This is a genomic window from Streptomyces inhibens, from assembly GCF_003389455.1.
GTDB lineage: Bacteria > Actinomycetota > Actinomycetes > Streptomycetales > Streptomycetaceae > Streptomyces > Streptomyces inhibens.
The window spans coordinates 1-17,098 of record NZ_QUAC01000198.1; the positions used below are offsets into that span (position 1 = coordinate 1).

The following is a 17,098-nucleotide window of genomic DNA, read 5'->3' on the forward strand; positions in this document are numbered from 1 at the left end:
GAGGCCACGGGCGGGGCCGCGGGCGGGAGCGGGCCCGGGGGCGCCGGCGGGCCGCAGCGATGGTGCGGCAGGCGGCGGCGCTTAGTCTGGACGGCATGAGCTCGGAGATGCGGTCGTTGGCGGTCACTGCGATCGTGCAGGCGGATGAGTGCGCGGTCCTGCGCGTCAGCGGGGAACTGGACCTCCGCACCGAGCAGGCCTTTCTCGCCGAGGCACGGTCGGTGGTCTCGGCCGGCCACCGCTTTCTCGTGCTCGATCTGACCGCCCTGCGCTTTTGTGACTCGCGGGGGCTGAGCTGTCTGCTCGCCCTCGAATGGCTGTGCCGGCGCCTGGAGGGCCGGCTGCTGCTGGCCTCGCTCGGTGTGCGGATGCTGCGCCTGCTGGTCGGCACCCAGTCCCTGGGCGTCTTCTCCTGCTACCCCACGGTCGGCCATGCGCTGGCCGCCGTCCCCGACGGCAGCCGCCCGGCCTGGCCGCCCGCGGTGGAGGACCCGTCCGTGTGAGGCGCCGGTTCAGCCGGGTGACGGCCGGCCGCCCGGGCAGTTCACCCCCAGCCAGGCATCGTCGAACCGCGCGAAAGTGATCTTCTGGTACGGGCCGGACTCGTAGAGCAGCCCGAAGGTGCCGTCCGTCAGCCGGGTCAGCGTCGAGTAGGCCGCCGCGCCCGGTGCGACGGCCCGGGAGATGGGCCAGCTCTCGCCGTCGTCGCAGGACGCCCGCACGGTGAGGTTCTCGCGCGCGCCGGTGCTCGCCGTATTGCTGAACAGCAGCCAGTGCGACCGGGGCTGGTGCGCCGGCGCTGCCGGGTCGTAGCGCAGGATCGAGGCGTTGTTGGCCGGGTCGATCAGCTCGTCGTCCGGGGCCGGGGCGCTGTAGGACAGTCCACCGTCCCGTGAGTGTGCGACCAGTCGCTTCGTGGTGCTGCTGGTGCGGCTGTTGAGCATGACGCGGCCATCGGCCAGCTCGACGGTCTTGTTCTCGTCCATCAGCGGCCCGACCGGCGTCCCCATGTGCCAGGTCGCTCCGTGGTCGTCGCTGTACGCACTGGCCGCCCACATGCTGCCGTCGGCCTTGCGGAACGCGTACTGCTGGAGCAGCCGCCCGCCGGCGAGCTGGCTGCCGGAGCCGGACGAGGCGAAGATGCCGCGCCAGGACGGGTCCTTGAGGTCATGGGTGAGGCGCCGGTGGCGCCAGCTGAGGCCCCGGTCGTCGGAGTAGCTGTAGTCGGTGTGCAGCACGGTGGTGCTGTCGTGGGCGTTGCCGGCGCCCGCGTTGCCGAACCCGACGCCCTTGGGCGCGTACGCATGGAAGAGGAAGACCCGGCCGGTCTTCCGGTCGACCAGCAGGCTCGGGTCGCCCGCGCCCACCCCGCCGTCGTAGTCCACCGCCGCCCGTGGGGCGCTCCATGTACGCCCCTTGTCGGTGCTCCGACGCACCATCACATCCACATTGCCGGGCAGATCGGCCGCGCTGTCGTTGCGCCGGTCGTACGCCGCGACGAGGGTGCCGTCCGGCAGCGTGGTCAGCGCCGGGATGCGGTAGGTGTGCGCTCCTTGCCCGGATACCGCCAGATCGGTGGTCTCGTACAGGGCCGGCCGGACCGTGGCGCGGAGCGGTACCAGGCGCGGTTCGGCGGCGGGTGCCGCGGGGGCGGACAGCAGGCCGGCGCCGGCGGCGAGCAGGGTGGCCAGCGTGACGGGACGGGCGGCTTTCACCGAGACCTCCAGGGCGGGACGCGGCGCGGAACGCGACGGGCATAACGGAGGGATCGGACATCGGACGTCCTGCGAATCTAAGGTCATGGTGAGGGGCCGTCAACTCCGGGGAAGAAGTGGAGTGATGGGCCGCGTGGGGCCCGTGTGAGCGACGGTGTGAGGGTGGGGGTATGCGTCTTGCGGGGGCGGTGGCGGGACCCTAGGGGCGAACGCGGCATCGGACATCAGACGTCCTACGCCCCGAGAGGGGGAGCGCAGGTGCCGGGGTCCCGGGGCTGCCGCGGGGTGACGGCGGCGGGATTCGCCTTACGACGCGGCGCCCTCGCGCAGTGCGTCGATCAGCGCCGCCACCGACGGCCGCCGGCACGCGGCAGAGCCGACCGCGACCACGATGTGCCGGACGACCGGATCCCGCAGCGGCACGGACGTGATGCCCTCCGAGCGCAGCCGCAGCATCAGCTCCGTCAGCGGCGCGACACCCAGCCCCGCCCCGACCATCGCCAGCGAGGTGGCGGTGTCGGTCACCTCGTGGACGACCCGCGGTTCGAACCCGGCCCGGCGGCAGGCGGCGCGGACGGCCCGCCCGTAGTACGAGCCGGGGGCCGGCAGGATCCAGTCGAAGCCGGCGGTGTCGGCAAGCCGCAGCGCTGCGGTCCCCGCCTTCGCGTCGTCCGTCGCCTCATCCTCTGTCTCCGCGTCGTCCGCCCCCTCTTCCTTCGCCCCCGCGTCGTAGGCGTCCCACGGCGGCTGCCCCGCCGGTACCGCCAGCGAGAACCGTTCGGTGCACAGCCGCACCAACTCCACCGTGCCGTCCCGGACCAGCGGCGCGTCCGGATAGTCCAGGCCGAGCGCCAGATCCACCCGGCCGGCGCACACCTCCGTGTACGCCTGGTCCACATCCACCTCACGGCTCTCTACCCGCACACCCGGGTGCCGGGCACCGAGGCGGCGCAGGGCCGGCGGCAGCAGCCCGGCGGCCGCCGTACCGAAAACCCCCAGCCGCAGCCGCGCGCGGACCTCGCCGTGGGTGCGTTCCAGCGCCGCCACCGCCTCGGCCTGCGCGGCCAGGATCCGCTCCGCATGGGTGGCGAGGGTGTGCCCGGCGTCCGTCAGCTCCACCCGGCGGCCGGTCCGCCGGACCAGCTCCGTGCCCGTGGCCCGCTCCAGCGCCGCGATGTGCTGGGACACCGCGCCCGGTGTGTAGCCGAGGGCCGCGGCCGCCGCGGTCATCGTGCCGCTCCGGGTCAGCTCCAGCAGCGTTTTGAGCTGGACACCTGGCAATTCCATGGCGGCACCCTACCCACGGGCTCCGGGACGCCCGGCGCCACGAGGTGTGCCGCCTTGCGAAACCCCTCTACTCACAGAACTCTTAAGAGATCGCGTCCAGCAACTGTGCATGGACGCGGCACGGTCCGCCCGTCACCATCTGAACCACCGGTGGCCGACCCGCCACCCGCTCCGGCACCTCCGACATCCCACATCCCACTCCGTCCGGAACAAGAAGACGGGAAGGCGGCCCGGATGGCTTCCACCACGGCTTCGGCCGATGCCCCTGTCCCCGTCCCCGAGCAGGCCGACGTCGTGATTATCGGCGGCGGTGTCATCGGGGCGAGCATCGCGTTCCACCTGGCCGAAGCGGGCGTCGCCCGGGTGCTCCTGCTGGAGCGCGACCGGCCGGCGTCCGGCTCGTCCGGCAAACCCATCGGCGGCGTCCGCGCCCAGTTCTCCGACCCGCTCAACATCCGGCTCGGCCTGCGCAGCCTGGACGCCTGGCGGGACTTCGTCCGCCGGCCCGGCGCCGACATCGGACTGGAGAACGTCGGCTATCTCTTCCTCCTCGGCAACGACAGCGAACTGGCCACCTTCACCGAGGGGGTTGAGGTCCAGAACGCATACGGCGTACCCAGCCGCATCATCACCCCGCGCGCCGCCCAGGACCTGTGCCCGTACGTCGACCCGAGCGGCATCGTCGCCGCCGCCTTCTCACCCACCGACGGCTATGCGCTGCCCAGGTCCGCGGTGGCCGGCTATCTGCGCGCGGCCCGCCGGCTCGGCGTGACCGTCCGCACCCGCTGCCCGGTCACCGCCATCGACACCGCCGACGGCACACTCCAGGCGGTCCGCACCCCGCACGGCACCGTGCGCACCCACACCGTCATCTGCTGCGCGGGCGCCTGGTCCGGCGCCCTCGGCGCGATGGCGGGCGTCGAACTCCCCGTCACGCCGCTGCGCCGGCAGATCGCCTTCACCGGACCACTGCGCCCCGCCCCGCCCCGCATCCCCTTCACCCTCGACTACGACTCCACCCTCTACTTCCACAACGACGCCGCCGAAGGCCTCCTCATGGGCCTGTCCGACCCCCGCCAACAGCCCGGATTCCAGCGGGAGTTCAGCCGGGAATGGCTGGATCCGTTCCGTACCGCGGCCGCCCGCCGCGCACCGGCACTCGCCCGCCTCCCGGTCGTCGACGGCTGGGCCGGCCTCTACGAGATGACCCCCGACCGCAATGCGCTGATCGGCGAGGCCCGGAACGTCGGCCGCTTCCTGTACGCCACCGGCTTCTCCGGCCACGGCTTTCTGCAGGCCCCCGCGGTGGGGGAGCTGGTCCGCGACCTCTACCTGGGCCGGGAGCCGTTCCTCGATATCGCCCCGCTCGCCGCCACCCGCTTCGACGGCCGCGCCGTCCGCCCCGAGGCCCACATCATCTGACCCCTCCTGCCCCCAGCCCCTCGTCCCGGGAGTTCCGAATGGTCCCCACCTGGCAACTGCGCGCCGCGTTCGCCCGTCGGCTGTCCGACATGTACGGCACCGAAGTCCCCGCGTACACCACGCTGCTGGAGGTGGCCGGGCAGGTCAACGACGAGGTCGCGGCCCGGGACCCGGATGCCGGCCGGTTCGGCAGCATCGCCCGGGTCACCGCGGAACGCCACGGCGCGATCCGCGTCGGCACACCCGAGGAACTCCGCCAGGCCGCCCAGATCTTCGCCGCCCTCGGCATGCATCCGGTGGGCTTCTACGACCTGCGCGACGGCGACGAGGGCGCCGTACCCGTCGTCTCCACCGCCTTCCGGCCCACCGACCCCGACGAACTGGACCGCAACCCCTTCCGCGTCTTCACCTCGCTGCTCACCACCTCCGACCGCCGCTTCTTCGACGCCGGCCTGGAATCCCGGCTCGACGCCTTCCTCGCCCGCCGGCAGCTCTTCCCGCCGGAACTGCTCGCCCTCGCCGAGCGCGCCGAGGAGCAGGCCGGGCTCCCCGAGTCTGAGGCCGAACGTTTCCTCGCCCTCGCGGTCGCCGCGTTCGAACTGTCCCCGGAACCCGTCGACCGCGCCTGGTACACCGAGTTGGAGCGGGTCTCCGCGGTCGCCGCCGACATCGGCGGGGTGGCGGCCACCCACATCAACCACCTCACCCCGCGCGTCCTGGACATCGACGCCCTCTACCGGCGCATGGAGGAGCGCGGTATCACCATGATCGACCGGATCCAGGGGCCACCACGCTGGGCCGGGCCCGATGTGCTGCTGCGTCAGACCTCCTTCCGGGCCCTGGCCGAGCCACGCAAGTTCCGCGAGCCCGACGGCAGCGTCACCGGCGGATCGCTACGGGTCCGGTTCGGCGAGGTCGAGGCGCGCGGTATCGCCCTGACCCGCGCGGGCCGGGCCCGTTACGACGGCCTGATGGCGGAGACCGACCGCCTGACGGGGCTGCGCCCCGACACCGACCGGCAGGAGGTCGCCCGCTCCCTGTGGCAGCGGGGCTTCCCCGGCACCGAACACCAACTCGCCGTGGAACACCAGGCGTTCTTCACCTACCGCCCGGTGACCGGACGGCCCCGGGACGGACGCCGCCCGCCCGCCGACCTCACCGGCCTGCTCACCCACGGCTGGCTCACCGCCCACCCCATCGTCTACGAGGACTTCCTGCCCCGCTCCGCCGCCGGCATCTTCCGGTCCAACCTGACCGAGGACGGCACCCGCGACACGGAGCTGGCGGGCACTCCCTTCGACGCACACCGCCTCTCCGAAGCGATCGGCCGGCCGGTGCTCGACCCGTTCGGGCTCTACGCGGAACAGCAGGACCGCTCGCTGCGGCAGGCGCTGTTCACGCTCGGGGCGTGCGCGGCGCTGCGGGCTCTGGACGACGGCGAACTGGTCGCCACCGATCAGGACAGCGGTGATCCGGACGCCGGAGCCCCGGCCCTCTGACCACCTGCCCTTGGCCGCCCTGAAAGCCCTGACCGCCCTGCCGGCCTGACCGCCCTGCCGGCCCGTTCATCCGGATCTCCCAAGGAGCCCCAACATGCCCGCGACCCCCGCCGCCGGTCCCCGCCTCCCCGACACCGCCACCCTGCGCGCCCGCGCGGCAACCGCCCTCCGCCGCTGCGGTATCGACCTCGAGGCCCACACCGCGCCGCCGGCACACGAAGGCGACACCCTCCCCGCCCGTACCCCGCTCACCGGCGGCACCCTCGCCCACCTCCCCGCCACCACCCCCGAGCAGGCCGACGCGGCCATCGCCGAGGCGCACCGTACGTTCCAGGAGTGGCGCACCGTGCCCGCCCCACGGCGTGGCGCGCTGGTCAAGCGGCTCGGTGAACTCCTCACCGCGCACCGCGAAGAGCTCGCCGACCTCGTCACGATCGAGGCGGGCAAGATCCGCTCCGAGGCGCTCGGCGAGGTGCAGGAGATGATCGACATCTGCGACTTCGCCGTGGGCCTCTCCCGGCAGCTCTACGGCCGCACCATCGCCGGCGAACGGCCGGGCCACCGGCTCTCCGAGAGCTGGCACCCGCTCGGCGTGGTCGGCGTCATCTCCGCCTTCAACTTCCCGGTCGCCGTCTGGTCCTGGAACACCGCCGTCGCCCTGGTCTGCGGCGACACCGTCGTATGGAAGCCGTCCGAGCTGACCCCGCTCACCGCCCTCGCCTGTGACGGGCTGCTGGCCCGGGCGGCCGCCGAGGTGGGCGCGCCCGCCGGGGTGCACCGGCTGCTCCTCGGGGCGCGGGCGTGCGGTGAGCGGCTGGTCGACGATCCGCGGGTGGCGCTCGTCAGCGCGACCGGATCGGTACGGATGGGGCAGCTGGTCGCCCCTCGGGTCGCCGCCCGTTTCGGCCGCTGTCTGCTCGAACTCGGCGGCAACAACGCCGCCGTTGTCACCCCCTCCGCGGACCTCGACCTCGCCGTCCGCGGCATCGTCTTCTCCGCCGCCGGCACCGCGGGCCAGCGCTGTACGACGCTGCGCCGGCTGATCGTCCACGAGGATGTCGCCGACGGCCTCGTGGAGCGCATCGTGCAGGCGTACGGCCAACTGCCGCTGGGCGACCCGTTCGACGCGTCGACGCTCGTCGGCCCGCTCATCAGCACCGCCGCCCATACGGCGATGTCCGATGCGCTGGCCGCCGCGCAGCAGGCCGGCGGCAAGCTGCTGACCGGCGGCGAGCGGTGCTACGAGGCACAGGCGCCGGACGCCGCCTATGTCCGGCCGGCGATCGTCCGGATGCCGGAGCAGACCGAGATCGTCCGCACCGAGACCTTCGCCCCCGTCCTCTACGTCCTGACCTACCGCACCCTCGACGAGGCCATCGCCCTGCACAACGGCGTCCCGCAGGGCCTGTCGTCCAGCATCTTCACCCGCGACCAGCGCGAGGCCGAGCGGTTCCTGGCCGCCGACGGGTCCGACTGCGGGATCGCCAACGTCAACATCGGCACGTCAGGGGCGGAGATCGGGGGTGCGTTCGGCGGCGAGAAGGAGACCGGCGGCGGCCGCGAGTCCGGCTCCGACGCCTGGCGTGCCTATATGCGCCGGGCCACCAACACCGTCAACTACTCCGCGGATCTCCCGCTCGCCCAGGGCGTCAACTTCCTCTGAACGCCCGCCGACGGGCCGGGCCGCTACTCGGCCCGGCCCAGGTCCTGGACGAGGGTCGGCGAAGGACGCGGGATCTCACCGAAATCCTCGTCGTCGCCGTCCACGACGAGACGGTTGATCACATTCTCCAGCGCCGTCGGCAGGGTCGGGGCGAGCCCGCTGTGCCACTGGACGAGGAGATTGTGCCGGGCCGCGTCCGGCAGCAACTGCTTCTCGTCGAACGCGGCCACGGACCGGCGCTCCTCATCGGGCGCGTGCGCGGCCTGCTCGCGCCAGTAGGCGGCGTCGCGGTACTCGCCGTTGCGGCGGTGCGAGAGATACAGGCAGTAGGCGGCGGTGCGGCTGCCGGCGCCGGCGCCGAAGTGCCACCAGAAGTGCGCCGCGTCGCAGCGCCCGGTGATGTGCAGCAGACAGGCGAAGACCAGTGCGCCCTCGGGGTCGATGTGGTGGTCGTTGACCAGCCGTTCCAGGCTGGCCGCGGCCGCCGCGGCATTGACGACCAGCGCGCAGGCCAGCTGGAGTTCATGGGTGGCCTCGTCGCGGGCGCTGGGATAGGCACTGGGCGCACCGCGGTCGGCGCGGCCCGGCGACAGCGTCGCCCGCGGCCCGTCCGCTGCCGCCGCCCCCGCCTGCCGGGGGACGGTGAGACGGCCGAGCGCACCCCCGTCGTCGAGGTCACAGAAGCCGGCCGGACCATCGATTCCGGACACCGCGGCCGCGGCGCTGAGCAGTGTCTCGACGGTCTCCCGGCGGCCGGGTGGCATGATGTGCGACATTTTTCAGTTCCCCCTGGTATTTCCCTGGTCGATACCGAGCGCCGCGGCGAGCTTGCGCTTGCCGCGGCTCGCGTAGGAGCGGACGGTGACTTCGTCGACGCCGAGCAGCGAGCCGATCTGCGCATCGCTGTAGCCGATGACATGCCGCAGCACGATCACATCGCACTGCCGCTCCGGCAGCCGGGCGATGGCCGCATACAGCCCCAACTGGCTCTCCAACATGGCGAACTGCTGCTGGCACTCGCGCAGCAGCGCATGCGTGACGACGGCGAAGGCGGCGGTTTCGGTGAGCGCGGTGGGCTGCTGGTGGTCGTAGAGCCACTCCACGACACGTTCCTTGAGGACCGACCAGGCGTACGCCTCCACCGACGCCTGCCGCAGCGCAAGTGGCCACAGCCGGCCGAGCTGCTCATAGGCCGCCAGCGTGACCTCGCGGGCCGCGGCCTCGCTGCCGGTGTGCAGATACGCGTACGTCAGCCACTTACGGGCGTGTGTCGTCAGGAACGCCTCGAACGTGATCGACAGCTGGCGGTCGGACGGATCCGTGGCGACGGCCCGGGGTGGACAGCGCGGGAGCGCGGCTAACTCCGCGATGCGGACGTGCGCCGGGGCGCACGCCGGTAGAAGTCGGTCCCGGTCTGCGCTCACGAGCCGTCCTCGTTCCGTTCGCCGTGCACCGCCGCGCGGGCGCGAAACGCCGACAGCAGCGGGAGGACGGTTTGCCCTCACGTTCCAATGAACAGGAAAGCGACCCTGTTTGTGGCATCAGGGGCATAAAAATCTTCCGCTGCGTATTCATATGACTACTCGTGATAAAGGGGTGGTCGGCCGCCACGACCCGTGTCGTGGAGGCTTTCCGCATGATCCAGGGCGTACGGGGCATTGCTCCAACAGCCGGGCGCGCGGCGGCGTGTGGGACGCCATAGGGGCGCACGGCTTGAAAAGTGGCGCCACCGTGCGCCGGTGAAGCACCGGGGTGGCGTGCCGTAGTGGAGAGGCAGCGCACGATGAACGAGCAGGAGCCCGGGCCCGTGGTGGATCTACGGCTGGACCGGGCCCACTCGTCCCGGATCTACGACTACTTCCTGGGCGGCAAGACCAACTTCCTGGCGGACCGGATGGCCGCCGGACAGGTGCTGGGGGTGTTCCCCGCCGCGCTGGTCGCCGCCCGCATCAACCGGGAGTTCATGCACCGCGCCACGAGGTTCCTCGCCGCATCGGGCCTGCGGCAGTTCCTCGACATCGGCACCGGCATCCCCACGCCGCCCAACCTCCACGACATCGCCCAGGACATCGCCCCCGACGCCCGGGTGGTCTACACCGACAACGACCCGATCGTCCTCGCGCACGCCGCGGCACTGCTGCTCAGCACCCCCGAGGGCCGCACCGCATACCTCCAGGCCGACGTCACCGACCCCACCGGCATCCTCACGGCGCCACAACTCCTGGACACTCTGGATCTGAGCCGCCCGGTCGCGCTCAGCCTCAACGCGCTGATGCACTTCGTCCCCGACGACGGACAGCGCCGCGCCCACACCATCGTCGAGACCCTCAAGGCCGCCCTGCCCAGCGGCAGCGCCCTGGTCATGAGCCATGCGACAGCGGACTTCACCCCCGAGGCGATGCGGAAGATCATCAAAATCTACGGTGACGCCGGCACCAGGCTCCAGCTCCGCTCACGCGCCGAATTCCTCCGCTTCTTCGACGGCTGGGAGCTGCTGGAACCGGGCGTCGCCCTCTCCCACCAGTGGCGCCCCGACCGCCCCGAGGACGCCACCCATGTCACCGACGCGGAGGCCGCCTGCTACGCCGGCATCGCCCGCAAACCCTGAGCCGGGCGGGGCGGGCGGCCTCCCTCACTCCTTGCGATAGCCGTACGCCTCGCCGGCCGCCGCCGCGACCGCGTCCAGATCCGCCCCGGCCGAGGCGGTGACCACGGCGGCCACCGCACCCTCCACGAACGGCGCATCCACCAGCCGTGATCCCTCGGGGAGTTCGTCCCCCTCGGCGATCAGGGCCTTGACGGTCAGTACGGCGCTGCCCAGGTCGACCAGGATCGCCACGCCCGCACCGCGGTCCACCGTCCGCGCCGCCTCGGCGATCAGCTCCGCGCTCGTCCCCAGCCCGCCGTCCGGCGTACCGCCCGCGGCGGCCACCGGCGCCGTGGCACCGCCCCCGGCCAGCCCGGCGGCCATCGTCGCCACGGACTCGGCGACCGGCCCGCTGTGCGACACCAGCACCACCCCGACCGGCGCCGTCGCGCCGCCGCTGCCCTCCGCACTCACTTCGCCACCTCCGCGAGCGCCGAGAACAGCAGCGCCGACGAGGTCGCCCCGGGGTCCTGATGCCCGATGCTGCGTTCGCCCAGATAGCTCGCCCGGCCCTTCCTGGCCAGTATCGGCACCGTCGCCAGCGCGCCCCCCTCGGCCGCCTCGGCCGCCGCGTCGAAGGACGTCGCCAGCGCCGCCACCCCCGGCACCAGCGCATCGAGCATCGTCTTGTCACCCGGCGCCGAGCCGCCGAGCTGCCCCACCGCATCCACCCCGGCGCCCAGCGCCGACCGCAGCTCCTGTGCCGACACCTGCGGCGCGTCGCCGAGCGCCTTGCCGGCGCGCCGCAGCAGCGTCCCGTACAGCGGCCCGGACGCGCCGCCCACACTGGAGATCAACTGCCGCCCGGCGGCGGTCAGCACGCCACCGGGCGTCGCCGGCGGCTCCGTCTCCACCATCTTGGCCACGGCCACGAAGCCGCGCTGCATGTTCGCGCCGTGGTCGGCGTCACCGATGGGCGAATCCAGCTCGGTGAGCCGCTCGGCCTCCCGGTCGATGACGGCGGCGGCCGCCGTCATCCAGCGTACGAAGAACGCGGCATCCAAGGCCGTTTCGGACACGGACTACTCTCCTTAGTTGTTCCGGCACACTGCGCGAAGAAGCCGATAGGGCTACGGATACGGCTCCTCGGTCCTCCCTCACCGCCCCCAGCGCAGCCCCGCCGTCTCTACCGGCGCGTCCCACAGCCGCAGCAGCTCCCCGTCGACCTGACACAGCGTCACCGAGCAGCCCGCCATGTCCAGCGACGTCACATAGTTCCCGACGAGCGTACGGGCCACCGCCACACCCCGCTCGTCGAGCACCCGGCGGACCTCCGCGTTGAAGCCGTACAGCTCCAGCAGCGGCGTCGCGCCCATACCGTTGACCAACACCAGCACCGGCAGCCGCGGATCGAGGTCCTCCAGGACCGCGTCCACCGCGAAGTCCGCGATCTCGCGCGAGGTCATCATCGCGCGGCGCTCCCGCCCCGGCTCGCCGTGGATCCCGACCCCCAACTCCAGCTCCCCGGCCGGAAGGTCGAACGTCGGACTGCCCTTCGCCGGCGTCGTACAGGCGCTCAGCGCCACCCCGAAGCTGCGCGAGGACGCCACGACCTGACGGGCCAGCGCCTCCACCCGCTCCAGCGGCATCCCTTCCTCGGCCGCCGCCCCCGCGATCTTCTCCACGAACAGCGTGGCCCCGGTGCCGCGCCGCCCCGCCGTGAACGTCGAGTCGATCACCGCGACATCGTCATTGACGAGCACACTGGCGACCTGCACACCTTCGTCCTCCGCCAGCTCCGCCGCCATCTGGAAGTTGAGCACATCCCCGGTGTAGTTCTTCACGATGAACAACACCCCGTTGCCGCTGTCCACGGCCGCCGCGGCCCGCACCATCTGATCGGGCACGGGCGAGGTGAAGACCTCACCGGGACACGCCGCATCCAGCATCCCGGGCCCCACGAACCCCCCGTGCAGCGGCTCATGCCCACTGCCACCCCCGGACACCAACGCCACCTTCTGCGCCACCGGCGCATCCCGCCGCACGATCACCCGGTTCTCGGCATCCACCACCAGCTCGGGATGCGCCGCGGCCATCCCGCGCAGCGCATCCGCGACCACGGTTTCGGCGACGTTGATCAGCATCCTCATGGGTACCTCCTGGTGAGATTGGCAGTCGGGTCGTTGACCTGTGTTTTCCCAGGTCAAGGTAGGTGTGATCCGCTGTTGATCTTGGTGCTCTTCGGTGGTCGAAGTCGGGGCTGGGCGGGACTGATGCTGACTTTCCTGACAGGGTGTCGGTACTCAGGGCGGACGCGGAGTGAGTCGCTCCGAGGGCAGTATCTGCGCTCCAGGCCTCAAGGTCACGTGATGTGGAAAGAGCGAGTGTCAGAGGCTGGCCGATCGGATCGGGGTGATCGTCGGTCGCAGACACCGAGGTTCCGTCTCGTTGGTCAGTTGCTGGCCTCATGGGGATCGTGGCCAGGTGGAGACGGCCTGGTAGCGGGCCGATCCGGTGGGGGAGTGGCCGCAACGGTCCCTTCTGTGCCGCTTCGGCCACCGACCGCACCTTGGCCAACTCCTGCCGGCGCCGCTCGCGCACGACGCAGAACAACACGATCGCCGCCGAGAGCACTGCGAGGGCGAGTACCTGCACCGTCACGTTGCGCTCCGTGAACAGCACGCCGAAGTGCAGTCTGAGGTACGCCTGGGCCATGACGGCCAGGAGCCCGATCAGCCCCGTGAGCCGGGGGCCGGCGAAGGAGGCGGTGATCGCAGGCGCGACGACCAGCAGCGGGCCCAGATGGACGTCGGCGGGGACATTGATGTCGACGATCGTGATCACCGCGATGAGCACAAGGGGGATCACCACCAGCGCATGACTGGCCTGCCACAGACCGCCAAAGCGCCGCTGGAGGCCCACGCCATCCACTCTTGCAGTCATGTCTTCGGCCGCGACGAGGAGCCTGTCCTCTCGGGCCAGTTCCGTGGCATCGGGCAGGCGGTCGGGACGGTCTTCATCGCCGCCGAGGAAGTGGATCAGGCGAGCGCGTGGGCCGTGCATTGCATCCGCCCCGTGCTCCCAATGTGGTGCTATCCCCGGATAGCGTCCGTGTAAGGCGCTGGGAAGATGAGCGCCGCCACGCTGAGCCATCTGCCTTCGCCGGCACCCGGGCAAGCTTCTGAACTCGACAGACCGATACGGGAAGGTGCATGGGCGAGGGCCCTTGTGCTGCCGTCGGTAGAGGAGTCCTCAGGGACCGAGGACGGCAGCTCACTGTAGCTGCCCCGACCTCTGTGCGAGGAGGAGGGCCAAGGGGCCGGCGGTGAGGAGGAATCGGCCGTCTGACGCTGCATTGATGGCGTCATCCATGGCCCACCAGGAGAGCTTGAAGTCCTCCTCGGTGGGGGTGAGTTCCTGGGGTCCACAGGTCAGTTGTCGGGCCTCGAAGAGGTGCACCCGCGCGGTCGCGCCAAGAGTCATGGCATACGCGCCGAGCGACCTCCACGTCTCAGCGCTGATGCCGGCCTCTTCGCGCAGCTCGCGGCGTGCGCATTCTTCCGCTGTCTCACCGTCTTCCTTCCGTCCGCCGGGCAGGAACAGGAACTCGCCGCCGTGGCAGGGGAAGTCGGTGCTCAGCAGGGCCACCAGACCGTCAGCGTCGCGGGCCACCACCACGGATGCGTCGCGGACCGGTCCGCGGCCCGCAATGTCGTCGCTCATGCCTGGCGAGAGTAATGGTCATCAGCGCACCATCGCAGCGAACGGCACATTCATGACGGCGGGATGAGCGATGCCGCGGCCGTGAAATCCGTCGTCTCCGAAGGCGTCGCCGTGATCGGCGTGCGTCGACTCGTCACCGCCTCCGCCGCCTCGCCACCGTCCTGGCCGTTGCCCAGGCCGTGCCCGTTGCCCGGGCCGCGCCATCCGCCCGGATGACTACTACAACAACTGGACTGCCTGGGCGGCGAGGTTCGACGGCGTGAGCGACACCACCATGCGGTGCGAGCCGGGCTGATTCGCAGATGCGCCTTCGTACGCGGGCCGCTGGGCTGCTGTCCGTGGCCCTGCTCCTGACCGGCTGTCTCCTGATCGGCTGCACGGCCCCGGTGCCCCGCCCCGGACGAGGTGATCAAGGCCGCCGCCCAGGGCCTCACCCACGCCTGCCTCACCCGCCAGGGCCTCACCCCGCCCCGGGCAGAGTCCGTCGCCGGACGCCGAGCAACAGCGGATCACCGCCGCGCTCTTCGGCGCGGGCCGGGCAGAGTTGTCCATCTCCCTGCCCACCGCCTATGTCGTACGCGTCCCTGCCCACCGCCTATGTCGTACGCGCCCACACCGATGGCTGTCTGGTATCCACACCGCCGGCGCGCAGGCGACCTCCTTCGCCCGCGGACACTTCCGGCGCCGCCCGCTGCGGGTGGCGCCGGAGGCCGTGGTGGCTGAAGCGGGGTGGCGCTACCAGTAGTGCTTTCGCCCGCCGACCGCGTGTCCCAGTGAACCGAGGACCCACAGGATCGCCCCGAGAACGGCTAGCACGATCCCGATGGTCCACAAGATGCCGATGCCGGTCAGGAAGCCGATGACCAGCAGGATGATGCCGAGAACGATCACGGGTCTCTCCGATCTCGTGTACACACTCCCTCTCACTGTGGTCCCAGCCTCTTGCAGCGGCAACTGCTGCCCGTCACGGCAGGGGCCTCGACCGCCCTGCTCGGCTTCCGGCCCCGGACCTGGCTACGAGCCAGGGGGGAAGGGCTGTGTGCGGGCGATGAGCAGGGCGACGTCATCCGGGTCGTCGGGCCGCCGGAGTTCGCGAAGGAGCCGGTCGCAGGTCTCTTCCAGGGAGCGGTCGGGCGCGTCGAGCAGCTGGCGGAGGGTTTCGAGGCGCTCGTCGATGGGGTGGTGGCGGGTCTCGACCAGGCCGTCGGTGTACAGGATCAGCTGGTCGCCGGGGCCGAGGCCGAACGTGGTGGTCTCGAAGGGGACGCCGCCGACGCCGAGCGGGGTGCCGGTGGGCAGGTCGAGGAGCTCGGGGCGCTTGCCGCGGCGTACGAGGGCCGGCGGGAGGTGGCCGGCGGTGGCGATATGGCATACGGCGCGGTGGGGATCGTAGACGGCGTACACGCAGGTGGCGATGTAGTGCTCCAGCCCTGAGGTGATCTTGTCGAGGTGCTGGAGGACCTGGGCGGGGTCGAGATCGAGGTCGGCGAAGGCGCTGGTGGCGGTGCGCAGGCGGCCCATGGTGGCGGCGGCGTCGATGCCGCTGCCCATGACGTCGCCCACGACGAGCGCGGTCTTGTCGTCGCCGAGCGGGAGGACGTCGTACCAGTCGCCGCCGATCTCGTACGTGGCCAGTGCGGGCCGGTACCGGGAGGCGATCTGCAGACCGGGAAGGTGGGGCGGGTGGTCGGGGAGCAGGCTGCGCTGCAGGGTCTCGGCGGCGTTGCGCATGCTCTGGTGCGAGCGGGCGTTGTCGATGCACACGGCGGCGCGGGAGGCCAGCTCGCCGGCGAGGGCGAGGTCGTCCTCGTCGAAGGGCAGAGGGTTACGGGCGCGGCTGAGCCCCAGGAAACCGAGGATGTGGCCGCGGGCGGTGAGCGGGGCCAGCATGTAGGAGTGCACCCCGGCGCGGGCCAGCAAAGTGGCGGCGTGGTCGTCGCGGGCGATGCGCGCCAGGTCGCTGTCGTCCGCGTGGGAGATCAGGATCGGACGGCCGGTGCGCACACACTGGGTGGCGAGGCGGTCGGTGTCGTAGGCCGCGATCTCGCCGGGTGGATCGGCGGCCTGGACGGCTTCGGTGGGGTAGGCGGCCCGCACCGCGAGGGCGCGGAAGACCGCGGGGCCGTCTCCGCTGGCAGGGCGGTGCTCGTCCAGTACGGAGTCGAGCACATCGACCGTGACCACGTCGGCGAGCTCGGGAACGGTCACCTCGGCCAGCTCACGGGCGGTCTGCCCCACCTCCAGGGTGGTGCCGATGCGGGCGGAGCCGTCGGCGATCAGGGCCAGGCGCCGCCGGGCCTCGGCGGCCTCCACGGCTGCCTGATACCGGTCGGTGACATCCACCACGAGGTCGGCGACCCCGAGAACCCGCCCCTGTGGGTCCTCCAGCCGGTACAACGAGATCGACCAGGCGTGCTTGTGGCCCGGGTCGGCGGGGGTGCGGCCGACGATCGTGGAGTGGTCGACCAGGGGAGTCCCGGTGTCGAGGACCTGCTGCATCGCGGCCTCGGGCACCGCGAACTTCGCGGAGGTCATGATCTCGCGGTAGTGCCGGCCGAGGTGGTCCTTCGCGGGGATGCCGTGCATCCGCTCCAGGGCGGGGTTGACGGCCACGTACCGCAGATCGGTGTCGAGGATCGCCACCCCGATGGGGGACTGGGCGATCAGCCGGGTGGACAGTGCGACATCCCGCTCCACCTCGCGCAGCGTCGGTGAGTCGGTGGCGAGCCCGAGGGCGTAGAAGTCGCCGCGGTCGTCAAGCAGCCGCATGTTGCGCAGTTCCACCAGCCGCGCGGTGCCGTCCTTGTGCCGGACGGGGAATGAGCCGCCCCAGCTCTGGCCGGTCTCCATGACGTCGGCGAACTTCTTGATCACCAGGTCCCAGTGCTCTTCGTGGACGAGCAGCGGCGCGGCGTACTGTCCGAGTGCCTCGTGGGCGGTGTAGCCGTACAGGTCCTCGGCCTGCGGGCTCCACAGGACGATCCGCCCCTCGGCGTCCAGCAGCACCGCGGCGACACCGAGGAGATCCATCAGCCCGCTCGGCTGCGGCGGCCTGTCCTCGGGCTCATCCGCGTCAGCCGGACGCCCGTCGGCTGCGCTCACCCGGGCACTCCTTCCGCTTGACGGACCACGCGGGCTGTCCCCTCGCTCCGGTCCGTGCCCTGCCCCCTGTCTGGTGAGTGCTTCGGCATCCATGGTCCCC

General features: G+C 71.7%; 16 protein-coding genes. 6 read left to right on the forward strand and 10 right to left on the reverse strand.

All coding sequences use genetic code 11. The features are described from left to right. The coding region (locus tag DY245_RS24385) for an STAS domain-containing protein (RefSeq protein ID WP_244943231.1) at positions 1–503 on the forward strand (503 nt) is incomplete at its 5' end. Between the two features lie 9 nt (positions 504–512). Here DY245_RS24385 and DY245_RS24390 read toward each other — a convergent pair. Beyond that, on the reverse strand, positions 513–1,715 hold the full coding sequence (locus DY245_RS24390) for a sialidase family protein (RefSeq protein WP_181923847.1): 1,203 nt from the start codon (positions 1,713–1,715) through the stop codon (positions 513–515). Positions 1,716–2,021: 306 nt separating this feature from the next. After that, complete coding sequence (locus tag DY245_RS24395; RefSeq protein WP_128509373.1) at positions 2,022–3,002, reverse strand: LysR family transcriptional regulator; 981 nt, start codon at positions 3,000–3,002, stop codon at positions 2,022–2,024. Between the two features lie 234 nt (positions 3,003–3,236). On the opposite strand from DY245_RS24395, the gene DY245_RS24400 reads away from it, so the two are divergent. The 3 genes from DY245_RS24400 (at position 3,237) to amaB (ending at position 7,586) form a co-directional block, all read left to right on the forward strand. Then, positions 3,237–4,424, forward strand: coding sequence for an NAD(P)/FAD-dependent oxidoreductase (locus tag DY245_RS24400; protein ID WP_128509374.1), 1,188 nt, complete (start codon positions 3,237–3,239; stop codon positions 4,422–4,424). 38 nt (positions 4,425–4,462) lie between these two features. After that, positions 4,463–5,923, forward strand: coding sequence for a 2-oxoadipate dioxygenase/decarboxylase (gene hglS / locus DY245_RS24405; RefSeq protein ID WP_128509375.1), 1,461 nt, complete (start codon positions 4,463–4,465; stop codon positions 5,921–5,923). 94 nt (positions 5,924–6,017) lie between these two features. Beyond that, positions 6,018–7,586 carry an L-piperidine-6-carboxylate dehydrogenase gene (amaB, locus tag DY245_RS24410; RefSeq protein WP_128509376.1) on the forward strand — a complete coding sequence of 523 codons (1,569 nt, stop codon included), beginning with the start codon at positions 6,018–6,020 and terminating at the stop codon, positions 7,584–7,586. A 23-nt stretch (positions 7,587–7,609) separates the two neighbouring features. On the opposite strand, the gene DY245_RS24415 is transcribed toward amaB, so the two are convergent. Both DY245_RS24415 and DY245_RS24420 read right to left on the reverse strand, forming a co-directional pair. Next, positions 7,610–8,362: a hypothetical protein gene (locus tag DY245_RS24415; protein ID WP_128509377.1), complete on the reverse strand. Its 753-nt coding sequence runs from the start codon at positions 8,360–8,362 to the stop codon at positions 7,610–7,612. 3 nt (positions 8,363–8,365) lie between these two features. Further along, entirely contained in the window at positions 8,366–9,010 is a 645-nt protein-coding gene (locus tag DY245_RS24420; RefSeq protein WP_128509378.1) for an RNA polymerase sigma factor, read from the reverse strand. 359 nt (positions 9,011–9,369) lie between these two features. Here DY245_RS24420 and DY245_RS24425 point away from each other — a divergent pair, with 359 nt between their 5' ends. After that, complete coding sequence (locus tag DY245_RS24425; protein ID WP_128509379.1) at positions 9,370–10,194, forward strand: SAM-dependent methyltransferase; 825 nt, start codon at positions 9,370–9,372, stop codon at positions 10,192–10,194. Between the two features lie 24 nt (positions 10,195–10,218). Here the strand turns inward: DY245_RS24425 and DY245_RS24430 are convergent, their stop codons facing one another. The 3 genes from DY245_RS24430 to dhaK form a co-directional block, all read right to left on the reverse strand. Next, positions 10,219–10,647 carry a PTS-dependent dihydroxyacetone kinase phosphotransferase subunit DhaM gene (locus DY245_RS24430; protein ID WP_128509380.1) on the reverse strand — a complete coding sequence of 143 codons (429 nt, stop codon included), beginning with the start codon at positions 10,645–10,647 and terminating at the stop codon, positions 10,219–10,221. Continuing rightward, complete coding sequence (gene dhaL / locus DY245_RS24435; protein ID WP_244943232.1) at positions 10,644–11,252, reverse strand: dihydroxyacetone kinase subunit DhaL; 609 nt, start codon at positions 11,250–11,252, stop codon at positions 10,644–10,646. The genes DY245_RS24430 and dhaL overlap by 4 nt, the downstream gene beginning before the upstream one ends. Positions 11,253–11,330: 78 nt before the next feature. After that, on the reverse strand, positions 11,331–12,323 hold the full coding sequence (dhaK, locus tag DY245_RS24440; protein ID WP_128509381.1) for a dihydroxyacetone kinase subunit DhaK: 993 nt from the start codon (positions 12,321–12,323) through the stop codon (positions 11,331–11,333). Positions 12,324–12,861: 538 nt separating this feature from the next. Here dhaK and DY245_RS24445 point away from each other — a divergent pair. After that, positions 12,862–13,290, forward strand: coding sequence for a hypothetical protein (locus DY245_RS24445; RefSeq protein WP_128509382.1), 429 nt, complete (start codon positions 12,862–12,864; stop codon positions 13,288–13,290). A gap of 156 nt (positions 13,291–13,446) precedes the next feature. On the opposite strand, the gene DY245_RS24450 is transcribed toward DY245_RS24445, so the two are convergent. The 3 genes from DY245_RS24450 to DY245_RS24465 form a co-directional block, all read right to left on the reverse strand. Further along, a complete protein-coding gene (locus DY245_RS24450) occupies positions 13,447–13,896 on the reverse strand; it encodes an NUDIX hydrolase (RefSeq protein ID WP_128509383.1) in 450 nt (149 codons plus the stop codon). A 735-nt stretch (positions 13,897–14,631) separates the two neighbouring features. Further along, a complete protein-coding gene (locus DY245_RS44000; protein WP_147318368.1) occupies positions 14,632–14,787 on the reverse strand; it encodes a DUF6131 family protein in 156 nt (51 codons plus the stop codon). Positions 14,788–14,910: 123 nt separating this feature from the next. Next, on the reverse strand, positions 14,911–16,998 hold the full coding sequence (locus DY245_RS24465) for a SpoIIE family protein phosphatase (RefSeq protein ID WP_425329437.1): 2,088 nt from the start codon (positions 16,996–16,998) through the stop codon (positions 14,911–14,913). Between the last annotated feature and the right edge of the window lie 100 nt (positions 16,999–17,098).